Source organism: Streptomyces sp. TRM70350, from assembly GCF_019219825.1.
Classification (GTDB): Bacteria; Actinomycetota; Actinomycetes; order Streptomycetales; family Streptomycetaceae; genus Streptomyces.
The window spans coordinates 1-663 of sequence record NZ_JAHUXH010000115.1 but is presented as its reverse complement, the minus strand read 5'-3'; the positions used below and the strand labels follow the sequence as shown (position 1 = coordinate 663).

Annotated in this window: 1 protein-coding gene; it reads right to left on the bottom strand. The window is 74.5% G+C overall.

The features are described from left to right. The coding region (locus KWI83_RS37820) for a condensation domain-containing protein (protein ID WP_256363400.1) at nt 1-663 on the bottom strand (663 nt) is incomplete at both ends.

Genomic DNA, 663 nt, shown 5'->3' with positions numbered 1-663 from the left:
GAGGCGGAAGCGGATCAGGGCGCCGTCGTAGCCGGCGACGGGCGGGCGGGGGCGGTCGGCGGGGAGGGTGATCTCGTCGGGCAGGTCCGCGAGGGTGCGCCGCCAGTGGTCGAGCTGGCGGGCGAGTTCGCTGTGCGGGTCGTCTTCCTGGCCCAGGAGGCGGTGCTGCCACAACGCGTAGTCGGCGTACTGCACAGGCAGCGGCGTCCACTCCGGTGCCCGGCCCGCCGTCCGGGCCCGGTAGGCCGTCATCAGGTCGCGGGCCAGGGGCGTCATCGACCAGCCGTCGCCCGCTATGTGATGCACGGTCAGCAACAGGACGGCCTCGGTCGGCGCGGTGCGCAGCAGGCGGGCGCGGACGGGCAGGTCGGCGGCGAGGTCGAAGCCCTGCCGGCCGGCTGCGGTGAGGGCGGCCGGCAGGTCGTCCTCCGTGGTGTGCTCGACGGCGAAGGGCACGTGGGCGGCGTCGGCCGCGAGGATGTGCTGGCGGGGCCGTCCGTCATGCTGCGGGAAGACGGTACGCAGCACCTCGTGGCGGGCGACCACGTCGTCGAGGGCCGCGCGCAGGGCGTCGACATCGAGGTGGCCGGACAGCCGCATGGCGTAGGGGATGTTGTAGGTGGGGCCGGCGCCTTCGACCTGGTCGAGGAACCACAGGCGCCA